General features: G+C 70.5%; 18 protein-coding genes. 8 read left to right on the forward strand and 10 right to left on the reverse strand.

Translation table 11 applies throughout. The features are described from left to right. The first annotated feature begins 6 nt into the window (after window positions 1–6). From KVA01_RS05290 to KVA01_RS05300, 3 genes are read left to right on the forward strand one after another with little or no spacing between them, the layout of a single operon-like run. Window positions 7–843 (forward strand): transporter substrate-binding domain-containing protein, encoded by an 837-nt coding sequence (locus KVA01_RS05290; protein ID WP_068467320.1) that lies wholly within the window; start codon window positions 7–9, stop codon window positions 841–843. After that, the gene (locus KVA01_RS05295) at window positions 840–1,514 is read left to right on the forward strand and encodes an amino acid ABC transporter permease (protein ID WP_068467321.1); all 675 of its coding nucleotides are present in this window, start codon (window positions 840–842) and stop codon (window positions 1,512–1,514) included. The genes KVA01_RS05290 and KVA01_RS05295 overlap by 4 nt, the downstream gene beginning before the upstream one ends. Then, window positions 1,507–2,247, forward strand: a complete 741-nt coding sequence (locus tag KVA01_RS05300) for an amino acid ABC transporter ATP-binding protein (protein WP_068467323.1) — start codon at window positions 1,507–1,509, stop codon at window positions 2,245–2,247. The genes KVA01_RS05295 and KVA01_RS05300 overlap by 8 nt, the downstream gene beginning before the upstream one ends. Before the next feature lie 12 nt (window positions 2,248–2,259). On the opposite strand, the gene KVA01_RS05305 is transcribed toward KVA01_RS05300, so the two are convergent. The 5 genes from KVA01_RS05305 to KVA01_RS05325 all read right to left on the reverse strand — a co-directional run bounded on the left by KVA01_RS05305 (window position 2,260) and on the right by KVA01_RS05325 (window position 7,418). Then, window positions 2,260–3,255: a TPM domain-containing protein gene (locus KVA01_RS05305; RefSeq protein WP_231860539.1), complete on the reverse strand. Its 996-nt coding sequence runs from the start codon at window positions 3,253–3,255 to the stop codon at window positions 2,260–2,262. 181 nt (window positions 3,256–3,436) lie between these two features. Then, window positions 3,437–4,327: a universal stress protein gene (locus tag KVA01_RS05310; protein WP_068467325.1), complete on the reverse strand. Its 891-nt coding sequence runs from the start codon at window positions 4,325–4,327 to the stop codon at window positions 3,437–3,439. Between the two features lie 61 nt (window positions 4,328–4,388). Continuing rightward, window positions 4,389–5,384 carry a universal stress protein gene (locus tag KVA01_RS05315; RefSeq protein ID WP_068467327.1) on the reverse strand — a complete coding sequence of 332 codons (996 nt, stop codon included), beginning with the start codon at window positions 5,382–5,384 and terminating at the stop codon, window positions 4,389–4,391. A 176-nt stretch (window positions 5,385–5,560) separates the two neighbouring features. Further along, the gene (locus tag KVA01_RS05320) at window positions 5,561–7,015 is read right to left on the reverse strand and encodes an MATE family efflux transporter (RefSeq protein ID WP_443093540.1); all 1,455 of its coding nucleotides are present in this window, start codon (window positions 7,013–7,015) and stop codon (window positions 5,561–5,563) included. Window positions 7,016–7,061: 46 nt separating this feature from the next. Beyond that, window positions 7,062–7,418: a universal stress protein gene (locus KVA01_RS05325; RefSeq protein WP_068466757.1), complete on the reverse strand. Its 357-nt coding sequence runs from the start codon at window positions 7,416–7,418 to the stop codon at window positions 7,062–7,064. Window positions 7,419–7,611: 193 nt separating this feature from the next. Between KVA01_RS05325 and KVA01_RS05330 the strand changes: the two genes are divergently transcribed. Genes KVA01_RS05330 through KVA01_RS05340 form a run of 3 tightly spaced genes read left to right on the forward strand, consistent with a single transcriptional unit; the run spans window position 7,612 to window position 10,694 of the window. Then, on the forward strand, window positions 7,612–8,613 hold the full coding sequence (locus KVA01_RS05330) for a tripartite tricarboxylate transporter substrate binding protein (protein ID WP_231860506.1): 1,002 nt from the start codon (window positions 7,612–7,614) through the stop codon (window positions 8,611–8,613). Beyond that, window positions 8,610–9,188, forward strand: a complete 579-nt coding sequence (locus tag KVA01_RS05335; RefSeq protein WP_068466759.1) for a tripartite tricarboxylate transporter TctB family protein — start codon at window positions 8,610–8,612, stop codon at window positions 9,186–9,188. The genes KVA01_RS05330 and KVA01_RS05335 overlap by 4 nt, the downstream gene beginning before the upstream one ends. After that, entirely contained in the window at window positions 9,189–10,694 is a 1,506-nt protein-coding gene (locus KVA01_RS05340; RefSeq protein WP_068466761.1) for a tripartite tricarboxylate transporter permease, read from the forward strand. Between the two features lie 37 nt (window positions 10,695–10,731). On the opposite strand, the gene KVA01_RS05345 is transcribed toward KVA01_RS05340, so the two are convergent. Then, window positions 10,732–12,015: an MFS transporter gene (locus KVA01_RS05345; protein ID WP_068466763.1), complete on the reverse strand. Its 1,284-nt coding sequence runs from the start codon at window positions 12,013–12,015 to the stop codon at window positions 10,732–10,734. Window positions 12,016–12,117: 102 nt separating this feature from the next. Here KVA01_RS05345 and KVA01_RS05350 point away from each other — a divergent pair, with 102 nt between their 5' ends. Continuing rightward, window positions 12,118–13,365 (forward strand): hypothetical protein, encoded by a 1,248-nt coding sequence (locus KVA01_RS05350; protein WP_068466764.1) that lies wholly within the window; start codon window positions 12,118–12,120, stop codon window positions 13,363–13,365. A gap of 92 nt (window positions 13,366–13,457) precedes the next feature. Here KVA01_RS05350 and uhpT read toward each other — a convergent pair whose 3' ends face one another. The 4 genes from uhpT to KVA01_RS05370 form a co-directional block, all read right to left on the reverse strand. Then, window positions 13,458–14,882: a hexose-6-phosphate:phosphate antiporter UhpT gene (uhpT, locus tag KVA01_RS05355; RefSeq protein ID WP_068466766.1), complete on the reverse strand. Its 1,425-nt coding sequence runs from the start codon at window positions 14,880–14,882 to the stop codon at window positions 13,458–13,460. Window positions 14,883–15,051: 169 nt separating this feature from the next. Beyond that, entirely contained in the window at window positions 15,052–15,705 is a 654-nt protein-coding gene (locus KVA01_RS05360) for a LysE family translocator (RefSeq protein WP_068466768.1), read from the reverse strand. Further along, window positions 15,702–17,060, reverse strand: a complete 1,359-nt coding sequence (locus KVA01_RS05365) for a glycosyltransferase family protein (RefSeq protein ID WP_082810155.1) — start codon at window positions 17,058–17,060, stop codon at window positions 15,702–15,704. The genes KVA01_RS05360 and KVA01_RS05365 overlap by 4 nt, the downstream gene beginning before the upstream one ends. A gap of 169 nt (window positions 17,061–17,229) precedes the next feature. After that, window positions 17,230–18,537 carry a glycosyltransferase family protein gene (locus KVA01_RS05370; protein ID WP_068466770.1) on the reverse strand — a complete coding sequence of 436 codons (1,308 nt, stop codon included), beginning with the start codon at window positions 18,535–18,537 and terminating at the stop codon, window positions 17,230–17,232. Window positions 18,538–18,774: 237 nt separating this feature from the next. On the opposite strand from KVA01_RS05370, the gene mptB reads away from it, so the two are divergent. Then, a complete protein-coding gene (gene mptB, locus KVA01_RS05375) occupies window positions 18,775–20,343 on the forward strand; it encodes a polyprenol phosphomannose-dependent alpha 1,6 mannosyltransferase MptB (RefSeq protein ID WP_141269216.1) in 1,569 nt (522 codons plus the stop codon). The last annotated feature ends 18 nt before the right edge of the window (window positions 20,344–20,361 follow it).

Raw genomic sequence — 20,361 nt, forward strand, 5'->3', positions numbered from 1 at the left:
GCCCCCGTGGAGTCTCATCGTCCGACGCGACGCACCGTGCTCAGTGGCACCGGTCTGGCGGGGCTCGCCGCGCTGCTGAGCGCGTGCTCCTCCGACGGCGGCTCGGACGCCTCCGCGTCCTCCGCCGCCCCGGAGGACGCCCTCGCGAAGATCAAGCGCTCCGGCGAGGTGCGCATCGGCATGGAGGGAACCTTCCGCCCGTACGGCTACCACGACTCCTCCGGTGCCCTGGTGGGCTACGAGAAGGAGATCGGTGACCTGATCGCCAAGGACCTGGGCGTCCGCGCCACGTACGTGGAGACCCAGTGGGACTCGCTGATCGCCGGTGTGGGTGCCGGGCGCTACGACCTGGTCATGAACAACATCGCCCCCACCGAGGCGCGCCGGAAGAACTTCGACTTCTCGATCCCCTACGCCGTCTCCCAGGGCCGGGCGGGCGTCGCGGCGGACTCCCCGCTGACCTCCGTGGACCAGGTCGCGGGGCACACCTCCGCGCAGACCGAGACCTCGAACTTCGGGCAGACCATGGCCGCGATGGGCGCGCAGCTCGTCCCGGCCGCGGGTTTCGACGAGGCCATCATGCTCGTGTCCTTCGGGCGCGTGGACATGACCGCCAACGACTTCGTGACCTTCCAGGCGTTCTTCGACCAGCGCCCGGACGTCCACATCCGGCTGCTGGACGGCCAGGTCGGTGACGCCTCCGAGTCCGCGGTCCTCATGGCCCTGAACCAGCCCACGCTGCGTGCGGCCGTGGACAAGTCCCTGACCACCCACATGGACAACGGAGATCTGGCCAAGATCTACGAGAAGTACGTGTCCACCGACCTCACACCGGAGCCATGACCGACTTCCTGGGCCTCTGGGCCGACTCCCTGCCCCAGCTGCTGGCGGCCACCGTGAAGGTGACCATCCCGCTCAGCATCATCGCCTTCGTGCTGGCCCTCGTGGTCGCGGTGCTCGCCACCGTCATGCGCCTGAGCCGGATCCGGCCCCTGCAGTGGCTCTCGCGGTTCTACGTGTGGCTGTTCCGCGGCACCCCGATCCTGGTGCAGCTGTTCATCATCTTCTACGGTCTGCCGGCCGCCGGGATCACGCTCTCGGCGTGGACCTCCGCGATCCTCGCGTTCACCCTGAACACCGGTGCCTACGCGGCGGAGACCCTGCGCGCCTCGGTGCAGTCCATCCCCCGCGGGCAGCTGGAGGCCGCCCGCACCCTGAACTACACGGGGTGGCAGACCGTGCGGCACGTGATCGCACCCCAGGCGCTGCGCATCGCCCTGCCGCCGCTCGGCAACGACCTGATCGACCTGGTCAAGGGCACCTCCCTGGTCATGGTCATCACCCTCGCGGACGTGTTCCAGGTGGGCCGCCAGATCGCGGCCACCAACTTCCAGCCCCTGGCGCTGTACGCGGAGGTGGCCGTGATCTACCTGGCCATCTTCACCGTGCTGTCCTTCGCGCAGTCCCGCCTGGAGCGGGTCTCCAACCGCTACATCAGGAGCTCCCATGCTTGAGCTGACCCGCGTCTCCAAGAGCTTCGGGGAGACCACGATCCTGCGGGAGATCTCCCTCGCGCTGCGCAACGGTGAGACCACCGTGATCCTGGGCCCCTCCGGCTCCGGCAAGTCCACCCTGCTGCGCACCATGAACCTGCTGGAGGTGCCCGAGTCCGGGCGGCTGGAGATCAACGGGGACGCGGTGGAGTTCGGCGGCAAGCTCACCCGCCGGCAGATCTCCTCGATCCGGCGCCGCTCCGCCATGGTCTTCCAGGGCTACAACCTGTTCCCGCACCAGACGGTGCTCGAGAACGTGGCCATGCCCCCGGCGCTGAACGGCAAGAGCGACCGTGCCACCGCCAGGACCCGCGCGGTGGAGCTGCTGGAGTCCGTGGGCATGGGCCAGCGGCTGGAGGAGTACCCGGACAACCTCTCCGGCGGGCAGCAGCAGCGCGTGGCGATCGCCCGGGCGCTGGCCGTGGAGCCCGACTACCTGCTCTTCGACGAGCCCACCTCCGCCCTGGACCCCGAGCTCGGGGCGGAGGTCATCCGGGTCATGGAGGGCCTGGCCCGCGAGCGCCGCTCCCTGGTGGTCGTGACCCACAACATCGGCTTCGCGCGCCGGGTCGCGGACCGCATCGTGTTCCTCGCGGACGGCGGGATCGGCTTCGACGGCACGCCCGAGGACTTCTTCGCCTCCGAGAGCGAGCGGATCCGGCGCTACCTCAACGTCTTCGACGCCGCCGTCTGAGCCCCGCAGTCCTCAGAAGCTCCCGGACGCCCCGCCCCCGGTGAAGCCGCCGCCACCACCGAAGGAGCTGGACGCACCGCCCCCGTAGGAGGAGGACGTGGCGGACGGCGTGTAGGTGCTCCCGCTGTACACGGCCGGGTACATCACGTAGAGCGGCAGCCAGGACTGGAACGTGGGAGCGTACTGGATCTCGTGCTCGATCCCGTCCTTGTCCCTGCCCTTGCGGGGTGTGTCGTTGAGACCCGGGGCCTTCCGGTTCTGCGCGCGGTACCGGTAGTAGGCGCGGCGCATGCCCTCGGTGATCTCCTCGTCCGGGTGCTCCCGCTGGTACTGCTCGATCTCGCGGTCCGCCCGCTCTCGGATCCGCCGCGTGCGGCTCGCCCTGACCGTGAAGAACCCGATGGCCGCCACGGCCGCGGCCCCCAGCACGCTGAACAGGATCGTCATGAGCGTCCGGTGGTAGGCGGCCCGGTCCGCGGCGGCCTGGGGATCGGCCTCGTCGTAGACCTCGGTGACGGTGTCCGTGAAGGCCTCGGCGTACTGGCCGTCCTTGAACCCCGGTTCGAGCTTGTCCTCCATGATGCTCCGGGCGTCGTCGTTGGAGAGCACCTCGCGGGCGCCGTCCGCGACCTCGATGCGCAGCTTCCGCTCGCCCATGTCCGCGACGATCAGCACTCCGTTGTTGCGGCCGTCCTCGCCCACGCCCCAGTCCGTGGCGACCTTGCGGGAGTAGTCCTCGATGTCCTCGCCCTGGGTGTCGTCCACGGTGAGCACCGCGGCGCGGATGTACTCGTTCTCCCGGTTCTTGTCCCCGATCAGGTGGTTGAGCTGCTTCTCCTGGTCGGGGGTGAGCAGGTCCGCCTGGTCCTGCACGGCGCCCTCCGAGGGCCGTGGCGGCACATCCAGTGCCTGGGCGGGGGTGACGACGCCGGCCACCAGGACCGCGCCCAGCGCACCTCCCACCAGGGCCCGCCGCAGTAGGGTCGGTGTCTGTTCGGCAGTTCTCACGGGGTCCTCCAGCTCATCGACATCAGGTGTCCTGCACCCTGTTCTCGTGCGTCCAGGCCACGCCGGGGGCCTGCCCGCGCCCGGGAGCGGACACGACGACGGCGCGGGACCTGGCCCCGCGCCGTCGTCATCATCTCAATGCGTATGCATATTCAGGCGGCCCGCCGACCACCCGCCCCACTCACTTCTTGGCCGTGGGGACCACCATCATCGGAGACTCCGCGTCCGCGAGCACCGCCTGCGAGACGGAGCCCATCAGCAGCCCACGGAACCCGCCGTAGCCGCGCGTGCCCATGACCAGCAGGTCTGCGGTGCGGGAGGCGTCCACCAGGGCATCCGCCGGGCGACCCTCGAGGACGCGGGTGGCCACGTCGAGCCCCGGGTACTGGCCCCGCAGCTCCTCGGCCACGCGGTCCGTGAGCTCCTGGGCCGGGGCCTTGAGCTGCTCCTGCACGGTCTGCTCGAGCTCGTACGAGTTGACCGGCAGGTAGCCGGTGGTGGGCACCACGTTCACGACCGCCAGGGTGAGGCCGTGGTCCGCGGCGTAGCGTGCCGCCACACCCACGGCCTTGTTCTCGGTGCCGAGCTTGTCCACGCCCACGACGACGGCGCCGGCAAACGTCTCGCCCTCCGGCCGGGTCTCGCGCTCGTCCGGGTTCCAGCTCTCCGGCAGGATCACCACGGGCGCCGTGGAGTGGGCGGCCACCGCGGAGGACACCGAGCCCACACGGCCGCGGATACCGTGGTGACCGCGCTTGCCCATGACCACCAGGGCGGCGTCCTTCGCCTCGTAGACGATCACGCCGGCGGCGTCGCCGCGCTCGATGACGCCCTGGGCGGTGACGCCCGCCGTCTTCGCCTTCGCCACGGCAGCGCGGGCCAGCCGCTCCGACTCCTCCTGGAGGGCCTCCGCGAACGCGCCGTAGATCGACTGGTCCAGCCCGGTCTGGCTCCCCGTGGAGAGCACGATCTTCAGCGGGAGCTGCTGCTCGAGGGCGTCCGCGATGGCCCAGTCCAGGGCCCGCTCGCTGTGGTCGGAGCCGTCGTACGCCACCACAATGTTCTGCGTCATGTCTTCTCTACCTGCCTGTTCCGTGTGGGAGTCGTGGGGTCGGATCATGTGCTCGGGGGGGTCAGCGGCCGCTGGGGACCACCATCACCGGCCCGGCCGCAGCACCCAGCACCGCCTGGGAGACGGAGCCCATCAGCAGCCCGGTGAAACCGCCGATGCCGCGGGAGCCCACCACCACGAGGTCCGCGGTGCGGGTGGCCTGCGTGAGCACGCGGCCCGGGCGGCCCAGGAAGGCGTGCTGCGTGACGGTGAGCCCCGGTTCGCGCTCGGAGATGCGGCAGGCCAGTTCCGAGAGGTTCTCGAGCGCCTCCTGGAAGTAGTACGGCCGGCTGTACTGGTCCTGGAACCACCCGGGGGTCCCGGAGAGCGCGCCGTTGACGGAGACGATGCTCAGCGCGGCACCGTGCGCCACGGCGTACTTCACGGCCTCGGCCACGGCGGGGTTCTTCTCGCCGGAGGAGTCCACGCCCACGACCACGGAGCCGGTGTAATCGGTCTCGGACGCGGAGGGCCGGTCGTCGTCCTTCTCGCGCGGGTCCGGGAGCCGGACGTCCTCAGCGGCGCGGGCCTCCCGGCGCACGATGTCCGCGTCCGAGGCGTCCTGCGCGGCGCTGGGCGGGACCACGACCACGGGCACGGGGCTGTGCGCCGCGACGGCCGCGGAGACGGAGCCGAGCCGACCGCGCAGGGCACCGCCCTTGCCGCGCTTGCCGGTCACGACGAGGCACGCCCCCTTGGCCTCCTCCAGGATGGCGCGGGCGGCGTCGCCCTCGCCGAGAGTCTCCTGGACCTCGACATCGGGGGCCTGCTCACGGGCGTACTCGCTCGCGGCCGCCAGGTAGCTCTTGCTCTCCGCCACCACGGCCTCGTGGAAGCGGGCCTCCAGGCCGGGCTCGCCCACGGCGAGCAGTGGGTAGGAGGTGATCAGGCGCACCGGCACGTGGCGGGCGCGGGCCTCCGTGAGGGCACGGTCCAGCGCCCTCAGGGCGATGTCGGAACCGTCGATGCCCACGAGGACGGGAGCGGTGGGGGGGGTGTTCAGAACGTCTTTGTTCATGCTTCAAGAATACTCCTCGCGGCCCGTTCCGGGGCGGTCCAACCCGCGTTTCGGGGCCCGTTACCGCCCCTCTGGCGCAGGCCGGCCACCCCCTCACGCGGGCACATCCCACCCTCTCGCACGTGCCCCGCCCATACCTTCACGAGGACCCCACCCGCACCGTGCAGGGAGTGCCGTCAGGCCATCGCGAACATCCAGCGCGAGCTGCGGATCCGCCACCCGAGCGTGACCGCGCGCACCGCCGTGTACCCGCCCGCGTAGGCGAGCCACAGCCACACCGCACCGCCCACCCCGGTGCCGCCCCACTCGAGCACGGCCCACAGCAGCGGGAGGTAGACCAGCAGGTTCACCACGCCCGCGATGGCCAGGTAGCGGGCGTCCCCGGCGCCGATCAGCACGCCGTCGAGCACGAAGACGAACGCCGCGAGCGGCTGGGCCACGGCCACCACCACGAGTGCCGCGCCGAAGACCGCCTGGACGCCCTCCGAGCGCGTGAACAGGAAGGCCAGGTGCGGTCCGAGCACACCCACCACGAGCCCCGTGACCACGCCGAAGCCCAGACCCCAGCGCAGCAGCCGGTGCATGAGCCGGCGCACCTGCGCGCGGTCCTCCTCGCGGGAGACGTCCCGCGCGCCGAGCTCCTTGCCCAGCAGGGCCTGCGCCGCGATCGCGAGCGCGTCCAGGGCGAACGCGAGGAACATGAAGACGGTCATCGTCAGCTGGTAGCCGGCCAGGTTCTCGGGGCCCTGGGCGGTGGCCACCACCACCGTGAGCAGGATCGCCACGCGCAGGGACAGGGTCCGCAGCATGAGCCACGAACCCACGGTGAGGTGCGAGCGCACCCGGCCCCAGGACGTCGCCAGCCCTACCTCCTGCGCCCGGAACCGCCGGCCGAGCATCACCAGGTAGGTCACGGCCATGGCCCACTGGGTCAGGCTCGTGCCGATCGCGGCACCGGCCACGCCCAGGTGCGCCCCGTAGACGAGCGCGAGGTTCAGGACCAGGTTCAGACCGGCACCCGCGGCCGCGACCACGAGCGGGGTGGTCGTGTCCTGCAGCCCACGCAGCACACCCACCGAGGCGAGCACGAGCAGCATGGCCACGAGGCCGGGCAGGGACCACAGCGCGTACGACGTCGCCTGGTCCAGGACCTCGCCGTGCGCTCCCATGGTGCTGAGCAGGGGCCGCATCACGACCGCCCCCACCCCCGCGAGCACCACGCCCAGGCCCGCCGCGGTCCACAGTCCGTCGCGGCCCACGGCCAGGGCCTCGGCCAGCCGCCCGCCGCCCAGGTGCCGGGCCACGGCGGGAGTCGTGCTGTATGCCAGGAACACCATGAGTCCCACGACCGTCTGCACGAGGGTCGAGGCAACCCCCACACCGGCGAGCTGGGCGGTGCCCAGGTGACCGATGATCGCGGAGTCGGCCAGCAGGAAGAGCGGTTCGGCGATCAGCGCCCCGAATGCGGGGACGGCGAGCGCGAGGATCTGCCGGTTCAGGCTCGGGCCGGCGGCCCCGGAGGGTCGGCCGCCGGGTGCGGGCGACGACGCCGCCCCGCCGGAACCGGGGGCCGGGACGTCGTCGTGCGGGGGGCGGGCGGCGTCGGCGGAGGAGGCGTCGGGAGCGGGCACGGGTCCAGCGTAGGCGGGGCGGCAGACACCGCCGAGAAGCGGGGCGTCAGTGACCGGGGGCGGGCTTCACGGAGATGACCGGGACCGCGGACTCGAGGATGATTTGCTGGGCGGAGGACCCCAGGAAGATCTTTCCCGCCGGGGACCGGCGGCGAACGCCCACCACCACGGCCTCGACGTCCTCCCGGTTGGTGAGGTCCACGAGATCTCCCACCGCGTCACGGCTGCGGGCGGCGGCGCGCTCGAAGCTCACCCGCTGGTAGTCGAAGGCGGCGGCGTCGGGCTCGGAACCGTCCACGGGGAAGACCACCAGGTCGGTGTCGCGGCGCCGGGCCTCCTGCACGGCGAAGTCGCGGGCGGCGTGGCCGGCGGGGGAATCTGCGGCGGCGAGAATGATGGCCATGGGTCCTCGTTTCGGTCGGTGCTGGCGGGGCCGTCCGGGGACGGCGGGATGGGTCGCCCCCGAGCGTACGGGGAGAACCACGGACGCGAGCAGGGGTGCCCGTCCACGACCCGTGGGCAAGTGTATGGTAGGTCACATTCTCGCGGCCCGGAGGGCGGCACAGGAAGCCCCGCTCCCCGACCCCGGAGGAATCGTGAGTCCCACACACTCCCCCAACCGCCGACAGTTCCTGACCTACGGGCTCGGGGGCATCGTCGCGGTGGGTGCCATCGGAACCGCCACGGTCGGCTCCATCACCTCGGCCTCGGGAGGCAATGACCTCCGGTCCTCGCTGACGATCATCGCGCCGGCCGCCGCGGGTGGCGGATGGGACACCGTGGCCCGGGAGATGCAGCAGGCGCAGCGGGCGAACGGCATCGTCAACAACACCCAGGTGGTCAACATCCCCGGGGCGGGCGGCACGATCGCGCTCGGCAACATGGAGATCCTGGCCGGCAAGGCCAACAACCTCATGGTGGGAGGCACCGGCCAGCTCGCCGCCACCATCCAGTACGACTCCGCCACCACCTACGCGGACGTGAACCCCCTCGCGGTGCTCGTGGAGGAGTACGACGTCATCGCCGTGGCAGCGAACTCTCCCTACAAGAACCTGAAGGATCTCATGAGCGCGTGGGCCGAGGAGCCGGGGAAGGTGCCCTGGACCGGCGGCGGCTCCTTCGACCAGCTCGTGGTCGCGGACATGGCCCTCAAGGCCGGGCTCTCCCCCAAGGACATGATCTACGTGTCCTCGGACGGGGGCGGGGAGTCCACCCAGGCCCTGCTCAACGGCACCGCTGCGGCCGCGGCCTCCGGCTACCCGGACACCATCGACCAGGTGGAGTCCGGACGCCTGCGGGCCCTGGCGATCGTGGCCAAGGAGCCCGTGCCGGGCGTGGACATCCCCACCACCGTGGAACAGGGGTACCAGGTGACCCTGGCCAACTGGCGGCTGGTCGTGGCCCCGGGCGGCATCACGGAGGACGAGAAGAGCGAGCTCGAGACCATCGTGCAGGAGACCATCCACACGCCCCAGTGGCGGGACGCCATCGAACGCTTCTACTGGAACGAGAACGTGATCACGGGCGCGGACCTCTCGCGGTTCCTCGACGAGGAGAAAAAACGCATCCAGGGCCTCTACAAGGAGTTGGGACTGTGACAGACCAGGTGACCGGCTCCGCCCCGGAGACGCCCCTTCCGCCCACGGACGAGGCGCCCGCCGCACAACCCTCGCTGCTGGGGGAGCTGACCGTTCCCCTCGTGCTCGCCGCCTTCGCCACGTACCTGTTGGTGGGGCTGCTGAGCATGGAGGTCCCGGACTCGGTGGACTTCCCCGGGCCGAGGTTCTTCCCCGCGGTGATCGTCGCCGTGATCTACGTGCTCGTGGTCCTGGAGGTGCTCGGCGCGCTGCGTCGCAGGGCAGCATGGCACCGCACTTCGGCGAGCACGTCGCCCGCCTCACCGGGGCAACGGCCCGAGAAGGCCACAACGTTCTCGTGGCCGTCCTTCGCCTGGGTCGTGGGCGGCTTCCTGATTTTCTCGCTGACCCTGGAGTTCCTGGGATGGATCATCGGGGCGGCCATGCTGTTCTGGTTCGTGGCGCGTGGTTTCGGAGACCGCCGCCCGGTCCTCTCTCTCGTCGTGGGACTGACGCTGAGTTCCCTGGCATACATCGCGTTCGACATGGCCCTGGGGCTCTCCCTCCCCTCGGGCATCCTGGGAGGTGGGTTCTAGATGGACACCCTGTCGCTGCTGATGGACGGCTTCGCCGGAGCCCTGACCGTCCAGAACCTCTTCTGGGTGGTGCTGGGATGCTTCCTGGGCACCGCCGTGGGCGTGATGCCCGGCCTGGGGTCCTCCATGGCCGTGGCCCTGCTGCTGCCCGTGACCTTCGCGCTGGAGCCCACCGCGGCGTTCATCATGTTCTCCGGCATCTACTTCGGAGGACTGTTCGGGGACTCGACCATGGGCATCCTGATGAACACCCCGGGGCAGTCCTCCGCGATCGCCTCGACCTTCGAGGGTCACAAGATGGCCCTGTCCGGGAGGGCGCCCCAGGCCCTGGCCACCGCGGCCATCGGGGCATTCATCGGTGGTTTCGTGGCCTCCGTGGTGGTGGTCTTCTTCGCCCCGCTGCTCGCGGACTTCTCCACGAAGTTCGGACCGGCGGAGTACTTCGCCCTGGCGCTGTTCGCCTTCGTGGCCACCTCCTCCGTGGTGACCAATTCCGCGGTCAAGGGGCTCCTCTCGCTGGCCTTCGGACTGGGAATCGCCGTGGTCGGCATCGACTCCGTCACGGGCATCCCCAGGTTCACCATGAACTCCCCATACCTCTTCGACGGCATCTCCCTGGTCACCGTGACCGTGGCGGTGCTCGCGCTGGGCGAGGTCATCCACTTCGCAACCGTGGCCCGCTTCAAGTCCGAGGGCCAGATGCTGCGATCCCAGGGGCGTCCCTGGCTCAGCCGTGCAGAGGTGCGGGAGGCCATGCCGGCGTGGCTGCGCGGCACGGCCATCGGCCTGCCGTTCGGCGTCATCCCCGCGGGTGGCGCGGAGATCCCCACGTTCTTGGCGTTCGGTGCGGAACGGAAACTGGACCGGCGCCGCCCGGACCCGCAGTTCGGCAAGGGTGCCATCCGTGGCCTCGCCGCCCCCGAGGCCGCGGGAAACTCCACCACCGGCATGGCCATGGGTGCTCTGCTCGCCCTGGGTCTGCCCATCTCCGGCACGGCCGCCATCATGCTCGCGGCATTCCGACAGTACGGGTTGCAGCCCGGGCCGCTGCTGTTCGAGCGGGCCCCGGACCTCGTGTGGTCGCTGCTCGCCAGTTTCTTCATCGCGATGGTCGTGCTGCTGATCATCAACCTGCCCTTCGCGATGGTGTGGGCCAAGCTTCTGCTCATCCCCCGCCCCTACCTCTACGCGGGCATCACGGTGTTCTGCGGCCTGGGCATCTACGCCACCTCCGGGTCCACGTTCGACCTGCTCATGCTGCTGGGGGTCGGCATCGTCGGGTTCCTGATGCGCATGCACGACTACCCGCTGGCACCCCTGATCATCGGCATGGTGCTCGGCCCGCTCGCGGAGTCGAGTCTGCGAGATGCCCTCATCAGCGCTGACGGGGACGCCTCGGTGCTGCTCAGCGGCCCCATCAGCATCACCCTCTACGCCGTCCTGCTGGTCGTGCTCCTTCTGACGCTGCGCAGCAAGGTCACCAGCCGCACCCGCAGGGACGTCTGAGCGACGACGACGCGGCTGCCGCCGCGTAGAAAACGTGTCAGGGCTGCGGGTCCCGCGCGTCGTAGCGCATGAACCCGGGGAACATGCGCACGAGCAGCAGGACCAGGGCAAGGCACATCGTGGCACCGCCGAGGGCGGCCCAGCCGGGGCCGAGCCACTCGCCGCCGGTGCCCATGGTGGCATCGCCCAGGCGGGGACCACCGGCGACGACCACGATGAAGATCCCCTGCAGCCGCCCGCGCAGGTTGTCCGGGGTGGCGGCCTGCAGGATGGTCGTGCGGAAGAGCATGGAGACGGAGTCCGCGACCCCGGCGGCCACGAGTGCGAGGCAGGAGACGATCAGGGGCCAGACGGTGTCCGCGCCCCAGCCGCCGGAGGCCACGAGGACCACCGCGCCGAACGCCATGATGCACACGGCCCACCCGGCCACCGCCGCCGCGCACGCCCGGCCATGGTGGTTGATGCGGATGAACACGCCGGAGAAGATCCCGGCGATGATCGACCCCGCGGCGAGCGCGGCGGTGAGCAGTCCCACCGTGAACTGGCCCCCGCCCAGCACCGACGCGCCGAGCACGGGGAACAGGGCGCGAGGCATCGCGAAGATCATGGCGGCGAGGTCCAGCAGGAACGTCATGCGCAGGTTGGGCCGGGTGGCGAGGAACGCGAAGCCCTCCACCACGGAGCGGAAGCCGGCCCTCGTGGCGGCGCCGTCGTCCCCCGGCTCGGGAGGCAGCGAGGGCAGCATGTACATGGCCCACAGGCTCACGCCGAAGCTCAGGGCGTCCAGGGTGTAGGCCCACTGGAAACCCATGGTGGCCACGGTGAAGGCGCCGAGCAGTGGGCCGATCATCAGGCACGAGCCCATGGTGAGCTGGAACAGCGCGTTGGCCGCGGGCAGCTGCCGCACGGGGACCACGCGGGGGACGATTGCCCCGCGCACGGGCTGGTTCAGGCCCTGCGCGAAGGAGTGCAGGGCCACGATCGTGTAGAGCACCGCCACGTTGCGGATGTCGAGCCACGCGTGCGCGGCGAGCGCCACGGTCATCGCGAACAGCCCCACGGTGGTCCACAGTCCGGCCAGGCGGCGGTCCGTGGTGTCCCCGATGGACCCGCCGTAGAGGCCTGCGACGATCAGCGGCACGAGCGCGAAGACCCCCACCAGGCCGACCGCGAACGTGGAGCGGGTGAGCTCGAAGACCTCCAGGCTGATGGCGATCACCGTGAACTGGCTGCCGAGCATGGACAGCGTGGACCCCATCCAGAGCCTGCGGAAGGCGGGGATCTCACGCACCGGGGAGATGTCCAGGAGGAAGCGGGCCACGGGTTGATCCTAGGTCGCATCCTGGGTCCCGGTGTGCTGTGCGTGTCCGCCGCAGCGCTTACCCTGGGACCACCCCACGTCCCCGGGATCCCAGGAGCAGCCATGCGCACACGCGAGCAGCGCTGGGCCGCGCGCTCTGCCCGCGGCTGGCCTCGGCTGCGCGTGCACGCGGTGCTCAACGGTCTCGGGGCGATGCTCGCCGGGGCGGGGCTGCTGTGGTTCACCCGGGGTCCGCTGCACTTCCAGAACTTCCCCGCGGGGGACGTCGCCTGGTTCTGGCGGGTGGTCTCCCTCGTGCTGGCGGTCCTGGTACCGTACGTGCTGCTCGCCACGGGCCTCCACCTTCTCCTCGCGGGCGCCACCGCCACCCGGCGCGCCGCCCTGGCCGCGGGCCGTTCCCGCACGGTGGTGCTCAACCCCGACGACCCGGACGAGCCGCCCGTGACCGTCCAGAAGCTCACGGAGCACACCCCACCGGGCGTGAAGATCCGCGCCCACGCCCTGCACGGTCGCCACCACGACAGCCGCTACACCCGGGACCTGCTGGGCCTGCTGCCCGTCCAGTCCCCCGCAGCGCTCGTGCCCCTGGGGGCGGGCATCCTGGCGCTGGTCGTGGCCGCCGTCTACTACTCCACGGGATATGCCGAACCGGCCATGGTTCTGCTGCTGGGCGTCCTCCACCTGGGGTGGAAGCTCTTCCGGGGCTGGCGCAGCCACCGCGTCTTCGCGGACACCCGCTGGGAGACCCCCCGGGAGGTCGTCGTGGACACCGGCCCCGTCCCACGCGTCACGCCCCTGCGGAACGAGGACACGGGGACCGGGCCCACCGCCCGGGTCACCCGCTTCCCGGACGACGACGCCGCGGCGCCGGTCCCACGCGAACGGGAGTGGACGACGTCGTCCCCCCGCTCGGAGGTGGGGTACGAGGACGAGCCCTACGAGACCACGGACGAGCTTCCCGTGATCGAGCAGATCCGCGACCGCTACGCCGCGCCCAAGAAGCAGAGCGCCTCCCAGCGACGGCTGGCCGAACGCGCCGAGCGGGAGGCGGTCCGCCGCAGGCTGCCTCGGGTGGTGGCCGCGGAGCGCACCGCCACCGCGCCGACCACCCCCGTCACCCGTGTGCCCGCGGAGCGGGACGGTCCCGGCACCGTGGAGGATCCGCAGTGGGAAGCCGCCGAGCAGCAGGAGCAGCGGTTCCAGCAGAAGCGCTACGAGGACCACCTGCAGCGCCACCGGGAGAAGCGCGAGGACCGGCTGCGCAGCGCCGAGGCCCGGGAGCCCGAAGAAGCGCCGTCCCTGCTGGGCTACGCCGTGAACCGGTTCCGGCGCCGCGGGGACGAGCGCTGAGCCACCAGGTGGAATGGACAGCGGGGCCCGCACTGTGTGCGGGCCCCGCTGTCCTCGTCACACCCCCGCAGCAGGCGCCGCGGCGTGGGCGCTCAGACGCTCTCCGTGTGGGCCACTCGCTCACCACGGCGCTCAGCGGCCTGCAGCGCACGGATCCGCTTCTCCTCACCGAATGCCACCAGGGCCAGCAGCGCGATGCCGCAAGCCAGGGCGATGTAGAAGACCGTGAAGACCGCGGGCCACCCGTGCAGGTTCATCCCGAAGAGATTGAGGCCCTGGCTCTCCGGATCCGCAATGGCTGCGAGACCCACCTTGGCCATGGAGTCTCCGAAAAGGTAGGCGAACGTGCCGGTCATCCCGTTGGCCACCGAGATGGCCCGCTTGGGCACGAAACCCACCAGGGACACCCCGATCAGCAGCTGGGGACCGAAGATCAGGGCACCCAGCAGGAAGAGGGCCACATTGACCATCATCACGCTGGTGGCGTTCTTGTACAGGCCCACCGCGAAGATGATCAACACCATGCAGCCCAGCGCCACGACGGCACGGCGACCCTTGAGCAGGTCCGAGATGTACCCCCACAGAAGGCTGGCCACGAGCGCGCCGATCTCGAAGAAGAAAATGGTGTTCACGGCGTCACCGGCGTCGAAGTGCAGCTGCTCGGTGACGTAGAGGGGTGCCCAGTTGTCGATGCCGATCCGCACGATGTAGACGAAGACGTTCGCCACGCACAGGATCCAGATCCACGGGTTGCGCAGGATGTAGGTGCGGAAGATCGCGCCCTGGGTCATGGCCTCCGCAGTGGTGTTCTCCTCCTCGATGGCCTCGCCGAAGATCTCCTCGATGCGGTTCCACCCCAGCTCCTCGGGGTCATCCTTGCCGATGAACAGGCCCGCCACACCGATGAGCAGGCCCACCACCGCGGGGAAGAGGAACATGCCCACCACATTTCCGCCGAAGAACGTGTTGGCGCCCCACAGGGCGATGCCACCGGCCAGCGCACCGCCGATGTTGTGCGAGGCGTTCCAGAAGCCGAGGTACCGCCCGCGCTTGGCGCGCGGCGCCCACCGGGAGATCGTGGAGTAGGAGGCGGGGCCACCCACCGACTGGAACACGCCGTTGAGGCCCCACAGGACGATGAACAGCCCGATCACCGAGCCGAACGCACTGAGCAGCAGGCCCATGACCAGCACGGTCAGGGAGGCACACACCAGCATGAAGCTGATGATCCGCTTGGTGTTCTTACCGTCGATGAAGTACCCCAGGAGGGTCTTTCCCAGGCCGTAGGTGATGCTGAACGCCAGGCCGATGTACCCCAGTTCCAGGGTGCTGAGACCGAACTGGTCCTTCAGCATGGGCTGGGCTGCCTTGAAGTTGTTTCGGATCAGGTACATGGCCATGTACGTGAGGAACACCACGAAGAAGGCCTTGAGGAACTGTTTCAGCCACAATTTTCGCTGGACGCTCAGCGGAATGCCCACGTTCGGCTTTTTGTCAATGGCGAAGAACTGCCGCATGATTTACCACATCCCCCTCGATGTGCCATCCGATGATGAAAAATATCGTACTCTTTATAGCACTTTAAAAGGTTGCTCTCATCCGGAACACGCCGCGCGAGAGAACTCCGGGTCCAGCCCGCAAGGACTCTCCGGTCCCGCTCTGTGCCGGCTCAGCCGAGCCCGGCGATCACCCCCGGGATGGAACCGCATCCACCGCCAGCGCGACCCCAAAGCCGATCAGCACGAGCCCCGTGACGCGGTCGATGCCCCGCATCACCCGGGGACTCGCCAGCCACCTCCGCGCCCAGCGGCCACCCGTGATGAGCACACCGAACCACGCCACGGTCAGCGCTCCGTGCACGGCAGCGAGCAGGGCTCCCATGAGCAGCGGAGAGGTGCCCTCCGGAAGGAACTGCGGGATGGTCGCGATGTAGAAGACGCCCACCTTGGGGTTGAGCAGGTTGGTCCCGGCACCCGTGAGCCAGCCGCGCCACGGGGAGTCAGCGGCCGGGGGTGCGGCGTCGGCAGCTTCCGGCGCGCCGGGCGTCCGGCGGAAGGAGCGTACGAGCATGGAGGCGCCGAGCCAGATCATGTAGACCGCCCCGGCCGCCGTGAGCAGGCGGTACGCCACCTCGGAGGCCGCGAGCAGCGCGGAGACCCCCGCGGCCGCCGCAACGCCCCACACCATTGCCCCGCTGGCGACACCCAGGGCCGTGGCCCACGCGTAGGGGCGCGTGCGGGTCAGGGTGGAGCGCAGCACGAGCGCGGTGTCCAGGCCGGGAACCAGCGCGAGCAGCCCCGCCACCACGGCGAACGCCAGCACAGCGTCCAGCACGCTCATGCGCCTGCTCCGGGGGCCAGCGGACGACGCCGCCCGGGGGCCTCCCGGCCCGCGTCCCGGTCCCGCGCATTCCGGTCCAGCGCGTCCACCGGGGCCCGGCTGCCGAGCTGCCAGATCCGCCGGGCGGTCCACAGCAGCAGGGCTACGAGCAGCACGTTGCGCACGGTGAGCACCGCGGCCATGACCGGGTTCGCGTGGATCAGCGGCGTGTAGAACAGCGGGTAGATCACGAACGTGGTGGCCGCGATCCCCAGCACCATGAGCGCGGGGGTGCGCCAGCGCACGCGGTCGTGCAGCAGACCCACCATGATCACGGGCGCGAGCCACACCATGAACTGGGGGGAACCCACCTTGTTGAACACGATCAGCACGGTGGTCAGCAGCAGGGTGCCCGCGTAGACCAGCCGCCCGCAGTCCGCGCCGCGCCGCAGGGCCCGGATGAGCAGGGCCGCGGCACCGGCCACCGAGAGCAGCAGCAGGGGCTGCATGAGGGAGGCCATCATGTCCACACCGGGCCCGTAGACCTCGGTGGAGTTGATGGCGGTGTTGTCCGCGATCTTCGAGCCCCCGATGCCCAGCACCGCCGCCCACACCCACGGCGTGGAGAACGTGGCCTCGAGCTGCATGCCGCGGGAGCCCTGGTTGAGGGCGAAGTCCGCAATGTGCTCGATCCCGCCGAGCACCAGCACACCGGCCACCACCAGCGCGCTCACCACCACGCCGGTGAGCACGATCCGCGCGCGCCGGCGCAGCGCGATCACCATCGCCAGGACGGCGGCGGCGGGCCACACCTTGATCCAGGTGGCCACGCTCAGCAGTGCCGCGCCCACCACGGGCCGCCGCACCGCGTACAGCAGGCCCAGGAACACGATGGGCGCGGCCACGCCCTCCACGCGCGCGAAGCTCAGGTAGCCCAGGAACACGGTGAACACGACCCACCACCAGCCGGCCACCACGGCCGAACGGCTGCGGCTCAGCACCGCAGAGCTCCCGTGCGGAGCCTCCGGGGACGACGACGCCGCGCGGCCGGGAAGTTCCCCTGCCTCGGGGCGGTGCGCGCGGTGCAGCAGGAACCACATGGCCACCGCGTTGAGCGCAGTGATCATGAGCGTCCACGCGAGCAGGTAGAGGTCGTGCCCGGCGATCCGCGGGAGCATGATCGGGATCTGCGCGAGCACGGGGTACACCCACGGGCTCACGGACCCGGAGGCCGGGGCGTCGTAGCCGGCCATGGCCCACTCGCGGTACTGCTCGGTGTCGCTGAACGCCCAGCCGTGCAGGAAGAACGTGGCCATCCAGCACAGGAAGTACACGTGCACCCCGGCGAAGCCGCACCACACCGCGGCGGGAGTCATCAGCCACTCGCGCGGGGGACGGCGCACCGCGCCGGAAGCGGCCCGGCCGGCAGAGTCGCCGGAGCCGGACGTCGCGGCAGCAGCGGCGGGTTCCCCGGAAGTCGCGGACGTCACCGGTGCCACCGCGTCGGGGCCCGACGCCGCGGAACCGGCCGCCGCGGCGTCGTCGTCATGCCTGCGGGGCCGCAACCGGGGCTCCCTTCGGTGCGGAACCGAGCCGGTACAGGCCGCGGGCGGACCACCACATCATGACCACCAGGAGCACGTTGCGGATGGTCAGCACGAGCGCCATGGCGGGATTGTTGTGGCTGAGCTCGGTGTAGAAGAGCGGGTAGATGAAGAACGTCGCAATCCCGATCAGCACGGCGAGCAGTGCGGGGGTGCGCCACGCGTGGCGGTCGTGGACCAGGCCCACGGCGATCACGGGGCCGAGCCACACCATGAACTGCGGCGAACCGACCTTGTTGAAGACGATGAACGCGGTGACCATGGTCAGCGAGCCCGCGAGGAACAGGGCGGTACGGTCCAGGGTGCCCGCCCGCAGGCCGCTGCGCAGCCCGCGCACGATCAGCACCACGACCACCACGGCGGCCACGAGGAACAGCGGCTGCATGAGCTTGGACATCACGTCCGAACCGGGGCCGTCCACCTGCATGGAGTTGATGTCCGTGTTCATGTACATGTGCGAGTCGCCGATGCGCAGCACGGACAGCCACAGCCACGGGGTGGTGAAGGTGGCCTCGAGCTGCATGCCGCGGTCCCCCTGCTGGGTCGCGAAGTCCGCGATCTTGTGGACCGAGCCGGACGCCGCCGCCACGGCCACCGCGACCAGCGTGGCCAGGACGCCGGCCAGCAGCACCGCACCGCGACGCCGCGCGGCGCTCAGCAGCGCGAGCACCACCGCGGCGGGCCAGACCTTCATCCACGTGGCGAGGCTCAGCAGCAGGGACGCCACGAACGGGTGGGCCACCCCGTAGACCAGGGCGATCAGCACGATCGGCGCCGTGAACCCGTCCATGCGGGCGAAGCCGAGCCAGCCCATGAGCAGCACGAAGCCGAGCCACCACCAGCCGGCGGCGAAGGCCTCGCGCTTGCGGCCCCACGCGGTGAGCTTGCCCATGGCCACGGCGTTGAGCACCGAGATCATGAGGACCCACAGGAAGAAGAACGGTCCCGGGCCCGCCAGGCCGGCGAGCCACATGGGCACCTGCGCGAGCACCGGGTAGACCCAGGGGCTCGGGCCGGAGGGGATGTTGCGCTCGTCGAAACCGGCGGACGCCCAGTCCCGGTAGATGTTGGTGTCACTGAACGCGTTGCCCCTGAGCGAGACGATCAGCGCGAAGACCAGGAACCCCAGGTGCACCAGCAGGAAGCCCACCAGCAGCGCGCGGGGCGTCATCAGACGCTCCTGCCAGCGCGGGGGGAGCACGGCGTCACGGAACCGGGTCAGGGCCGCGAATGATCTGTCTGTGAGCACGGGTGGGATCCTTCTGCGAGTGCGCGGTGCGGGTGGTGCGGGGCGTGCCCCCGGCCGCGAGCGACATAGCCCTCCCCAGATTCTATGGGCCCGTGCCCGACGCCGCCCTGCCGCCCCGCGGGGCGGCCCTCCAGATTGCCTCGGCGGGCGGTGGCCGTCCTGTAAAGTCGGGGTTCTGAGCCGCTGGACACCTCGGCTCGCCCACCACTGGTCGGCTGAGGGGGCTGCGAAGATCTCATGACCGCAACGGGCTCCCCCACCACGCACACCGGATCCACCGCCATCGTGGAGTCCAGGGCCCACGTGGCCGTGATCCAGGGCGTGATCGGCTCCCTGATGATGCTCGTGGGCTCCGTGGGCACCGGGTGGATCGCCAACGGCTCCCCCATGGTCCGTCACCCGCTGGTGATCGAGCTGCGGGTCAACGCGTGGGGCGTGTACACGTGCACTGCGCTGCTGACCCTGGGCGCCATGCTGCTCATCCGGTCCTGGTTGCGGCTCGGTCAGCGCCTGCGCGGCTGGCCCCCGGGCTCACTGCGCACCGTGCGCACCGCCGTGATCGCGTGGTCCGTCCCGCTGCTCTTCGCGGTTCCCATCTACTCTCGGGACGTCTACGCGTACATCGGGCAGGGCCGGCTCATGCTCGCCGGCAAGGACCCGTACGTGGAGGGCATCTCCTCCCTGGACAACTGGTTCATGCTGGGCGCGGACCCCGAGTGGGCGGAGGCCCGCACCCCCTACGGCCCCTACTTCCTGTGGATCGCCGCCGCGGTGGTGCGCCTGACCAACGCCCAGCCGGACGCCTCCGTGATGCTGTTCCGGCTCGCCGCGTACGTGGGCGTGATCCTGTGCATGGTCTACGTGCCCAAGCTCGCCCGGCTGCACAACGTGAACGGGGCCCGCGCCCTGTGGATCTCCGTGGCCAACCCGCTGTTCCTCATCAGCTTCGTGGCCAGCGCCCACAACGACGCCCTCATGGTGGGGCTGGCCGTGGCCGGCGTGTACTTCGCGGCCACAAAACATCCACTGATCGGCATACTTCTGGTCACCGGGTCCATCGGGATCAAACCCATCACCATCCTGCTGCTGCCGTTCATCGGGCTGCTGTGGGCGGGCAAGGGTGCCTCGTGGCCGCGGCGCTTCGTAATCTGGGCGGCCACCGCCCTCATCAGCTTCGGCCTGCTCGCACTGAGCGGCTGGGCGGACGGGCTCGGCGTCGGATGGGCCTGGGCGCTGCTCGACCCCACCCCCGGCTACACGGGGTACTCGCCGTCCGGCTTCCTGGGGCAGCAGGTCGAGCGCCTCGGGAACTTCCTCGGTCTGCCCGGCGGGGACATGGCCGGAACCTTCCGCAGGCTCCTGCAGGCCGCCGCAATCCTCCTGGTGCTCGTGCTGATGTTCGTGGGCGGGGACCGCAAGATCGTCCGACGCATGGCCATCGCGTTCGCCGCAGTGGTCCTGCTCTCGCCCATCATCCAGCCCTGGTACATCCTGTGGCTGCTGCCCCTGCTCGCCGCCACCGGCATCAAGGACAACTGGCAGATCCGCATCATCTACATCGTGGTCACGTTCTTCGTGGTTTTCGGTGCGCAGGACCAGCTCTCCGTGTGGCCGTTCCTCACCCTCAGTGTGAGTGTGTCCCAGGTGGCGTTCGTGATCACCGTGGCGTTCACGCTGTACCTCGCGCTGATCGACCCCCGCACCCGGACGCTGCTGACCCACGGCGGGTGGCGCGGCTGGTTCGGCCCCGGCCCGGCGTGGCCGTCCACCGAGCTGGTGGCCCCGCCGCGCCGTCGCCGCGGCTGACCCGCCGACGACGCCGTC

The organism is Kocuria varians (assembly GCF_006539885.1).
Taxonomy (GTDB): Bacteria; Actinomycetota; Actinomycetes; order Actinomycetales; family Micrococcaceae; genus Kocuria; species Kocuria varians.

Excerpts from the sequence above, each read along its gene's own strand:
- KVA01_RS05365 (WP_082810155.1), bottom strand. The coding sequence starts at position 17,060 with ATGACTCCCGCCGCGGTGTGGTGCGGCTTCGCCGGGGTGCACGTGTAC.
- KVA01_RS05315 (WP_068467327.1), bottom strand. The coding sequence starts at position 5,384 with ATGAACAAAGACGTTCTGAACACCCCCCCCACCGCTCCCGTCCTCGTG.
- KVA01_RS05300 (WP_068467323.1), top strand. The coding sequence starts at position 1,507 with ATGCTTGAGCTGACCCGCGTCTCCAAGAGCTTCGGGGAGACCACGATC.
- KVA01_RS05310 (WP_068467325.1), bottom strand. The coding sequence starts at position 4,327 with ATGACGCAGAACATTGTGGTGGCGTACGACGGCTCCGACCACAGCGAG.
- KVA01_RS05325 (WP_068466757.1), bottom strand. The coding sequence starts at position 7,418 with ATGGCCATCATTCTCGCCGCCGCAGATTCCCCCGCCGGCCACGCCGCC.
- KVA01_RS05360 (WP_068466768.1), bottom strand. The coding sequence starts at position 15,705 with ATGAGCGTGCTGGACGCTGTGCTGGCGTTCGCCGTGGTGGCGGGGCTG.
- uhpT (WP_068466766.1), bottom strand. The coding sequence starts at position 14,882 with ATGCGGCAGTTCTTCGCCATTGACAAAAAGCCGAACGTGGGCATTCCG.
- mptB (WP_141269216.1), top strand. The coding sequence starts at position 18,775 with ATGACCGCAACGGGCTCCCCCACCACGCACACCGGATCCACCGCCATC.
- KVA01_RS05295 (WP_068467321.1), top strand. The coding sequence starts at position 840 with ATGACCGACTTCCTGGGCCTCTGGGCCGACTCCCTGCCCCAGCTGCTG.
- KVA01_RS05350 (WP_068466764.1), top strand. The coding sequence starts at position 12,118 with ATGCGCACACGCGAGCAGCGCTGGGCCGCGCGCTCTGCCCGCGGCTGG.
- KVA01_RS05340 (WP_068466761.1), top strand. The coding sequence starts at position 9,189 with ATGGACACCCTGTCGCTGCTGATGGACGGCTTCGCCGGAGCCCTGACC.